The 3,371-nt window shown below is 46.7% G+C and carries 2 protein-coding genes; both read left to right on the forward strand.

Annotated elements, in window-relative coordinates; translation table 11 throughout:
• On the forward strand, nt 1-2,001 hold a 2,001-nt coding region (locus H6S82_RS24745), incomplete at its 5' end, for a response regulator (protein ID WP_199317950.1).
• Nucleotides 2,002-2,102: 101 nt separating this feature from the next.
• Complete coding sequence (gene cheB, locus H6S82_RS24750; protein WP_191056869.1) at nt 2,103-3,287, forward strand: chemotaxis-specific protein-glutamate methyltransferase CheB; 1,185 nt, start codon at nt 2,103-2,105, stop codon at nt 3,285-3,287.
• Nucleotides 3,288-3,371 lie beyond the last annotated feature (84 nt).

Below are 3,371 nucleotides of genomic sequence, written 5' to 3' on the forward strand. Positions count from 1 at the left end.
ATTACCCAATCTCCTACTCAGAAAGAACAAAGCTATCGTCAAGATGCTAGCGCGTCCCGTTTTGCGATCGAAAGCGTGCGCGTCGAAACGCGGCATTTAGATTCCTTGATGACTCAAGCAGGTGAACTGACAGTCACCAAAATACGGATCGCTCACCGACTTGCAGATATTGAAGAGCTTGTCAACTTGTGCGAAGAATGGAGTCGCGAGGCAAATATCAATTCCTTTGTGGTGGGAGTAGATACATTAGCAAGCGCTTCGATCGCTACAGGTGCCAGTAACGGCAAAAAAACTTCCCCATCTTCCATATCTTTATATGGAGGAGATCTGGGAGAGCAGGAGAGGAGTAGATGGGCAGAAGAAAAATTTCCCTCTCCCTCTCTTTCTCCCTCTTCCCTCTCCCTCTTTACACATTTCCATCATCGCCTCCAACAACGTTTAGAACAGCTCGCTTCGTTGGCAAACCGCTTGCGAAACGCGATGTACGAAGACAATGCCAGACTGGAAATTATTGCCGATGAATTATCCGAGGGAATTCGTACCCTGCGTCTCTTGCCACTTGCCAACATCTTTAACTTGTTTCCCCGCATGGTACGGGATCTCGCCAAACACGAAAACAAACAAGTCGATCTGGTAATCGAAGGAGCAGAAACGAAAGCAGACAAGCGCATTTTAGAGGAAATAAAAGATCCCTTGATGCACATGATTCGGAATGCGATCGATCACGGTATCGAAACGCCAGCAGAACGTCAGAATCAAGGCAAACCTCCTCAAGCCAAAATTCTACTTAAAGCTAAACAAACAGCTACCAACGTTGTTATAGAAGTCGTAGACGACGGACGAGGATTGGATATCGATAAAATCAAGCAAACAGCAGTGAAACGTGGAGTTTGTCGCCCAGAAGAACTCGCGAATATGACAAAAGCTCAAATTCAGTCCCTCATCTTTGAACCGGGATTTTCCACCCGCACATTTATCACGGAAGTTTCTGGCAGAGGTGTGGGTTTGGATGTGGTACGCACTAACGTCGAGCTGCTCAAAGGCACTATCCAAGTGGAATCCGAACCGGGTAAGGGATGTACCATCAGGTTACAATTACCCACAACTTTAGCAACCGCCCACGTACTAATTGTGGCAGTAATGGGGATTAGCTATGCTATCCCGGTAGAATTCGTGCAAATGGCACGCTTTGTCAGATCGGATGACATCTTTACCATTGAAGGCAGAGACACGATTATCTTAGACAATCAGCCAATTTCTATAGCACGCCTAGCCAATTTACTCGAATTGGGTAATAGGGGATGGGGCGTGGAGAATGGGGCATGGGAAGAGGTAGTAGAGAATAGGGAAAATATTAATTCTTACACTCCCCCACTCTCCCCCTCCCCAATTCCCTGCATCATCCTCAAAGTAGCAGACGATCGACTGGGACTGCTCGTTGATGCCTTAGTAGATGAGCAAGATGTCATGCTCAAACCCCAAACTCAGCTGCTCAAACGAGTACGTAATGTTTCTGGTGCCACAATTCTCGGTACTGGCGAAGTCTGCATCGTTTTAAATTGCCAAGATTTGATTAAATCTGTACGTAAGCAAGTTGTATCCGTGACACCCAAACAAACCTATCAAACACCTACTCGCAAGCAAACGATCCTGCTAGTGGAAGATTCCATCTCTACTCGTACCCAAGAAAAGCGGATCTTGGAAGCAGCTGGCTATGAAGTAGTGACAGCTGTAGATGGATTGGATGGTTTCAATAAGTTGAAGACGAGATCCTTTGACGCTGTAGTGTCTGATGTTCAAATGCCCAACTTGGATGGATTGGGACTCACTGCCAAGATTCGCCAGCATGGAGAATATAGCGAATTGCCAATTATTTTGGTCACATCGCTAGCTAGCGACGAAGATAAAAGAAGAGGAGCTGAAGCAGGCGCTAATGCTTACATCACTAAAGGCACTTTTAGTCAAGAGGTTCTGATCGATACTTTGAGAAGGCTTGTTTGAATTGCAAATTTTAGATTTCAAATTTCAAATTTAACAGGACTTACGCACTCCCAAACCCGGTTTGTTTGCGTAAGTTGTATTTCATCGATCGGCAAGAGGCTATGGATAAAAAAATTATCAAAATTTTAATAGTTGAGGACTCACCAGTTGTAACGCTCATCCTCAAACGAATTTTTGGCTCATCACCAGAAATGGAGGTGGTGGGAACTGCTCAAAATGGCTTAGAGGCATTAGAACTGATTCCCAAAGTTCAGCCAGATGTGATCTGTACTGACCTGCATATGGCGCGAATGAATGGCCTAGAATTCACTCTGGAAGTGATGAGCAAATATCCGCGCCCAATTTTGGTAATCAGTGCCTCAGTTCAGCCAGAAGATACTTACAATGTGTTTCAGTTGCTTGACGCTGGAGCGGTAGATGTTTTTCCCAAACCACGCGCTCAATCTATTCAAGATTATGAGATGCTCAAGCAAGAGTTGATCGCTAAAATCAAAGTTTTGTCGGGTGTGGCAGTTTTTACTTTGCGTCGGCGCACTAAAGTTGTGGGGTTGCAGATCGCTGGGGGAGCGGGGGAGCCCAAGAGCCCAAAATCGGAAGAGCCAAGTCGCGACGAAAAACACGAACGATCGCATTTTTTAACTCAAAGCTCATTCCGCAAAACTCAAAACTCTGCTAATCCGTCATCCCTAATTTCCCATTCAAAATATCAGGTAATCGCGATCGGCGCTTCTACCGGTGGGCCGCAAGCTTTGCACACTATTCTTGGTCAGCTGCCGAGTAATTTACCAGTACCGGTTATTTGCATACAGCACATCAGCGAAGGATTTTTACAGGGATTGGTAGATTGGTTGGCGTCGGAGTGCAAACTGCCTGTCAAAATTGCGACAATGGGCGACCTTCCCCAACCCGGTACGGTCTATTTTCCACCGGAAAGGCGACATTTAGAATTAAATTCTCAAGGCAAGTTTGTTTATTCCGCATCTCCACCTCAATCCGGTCATCGCCCTTCGGTAACGGTAACATTTAAGTCTGTGGCTCATTTTTACGGTCGATCGGCTGTGGGTGTTTTGCTGACCGGTATGGGGAGCGATGGTGCGGACGGTATGCTGGCGATCTCCCAAGCAGGCGGTATGACGATCGCACAAAATGAGGCAAGCTGCGTCGTTTTCGGAATGCCCAAAGAAGCGATCGCCCTTGGTGGGGCCCAACATATTCTGCCGATCGGCGAAATCGCCCCCTTCCTCCTCAATAGGGTCGGGGGATTGGGGCTAGGGACTAGGGGTTAGGGGTTAGGGGTTAGGGTTTAGGGGTTAGAAAAAGTCAAAATTTCTCCTCCCTCTTCTCTCTTCCCTCTTCCCTCTTCCCCTAAC

Source organism: Planktothrix sp. FACHB-1355, from assembly GCF_014748295.1.
Taxonomy (GTDB): domain Bacteria; phylum Cyanobacteriota; class Cyanobacteriia; order Cyanobacteriales; family Aerosakkonemataceae; genus Aerosakkonema; species Aerosakkonema funiforme_A.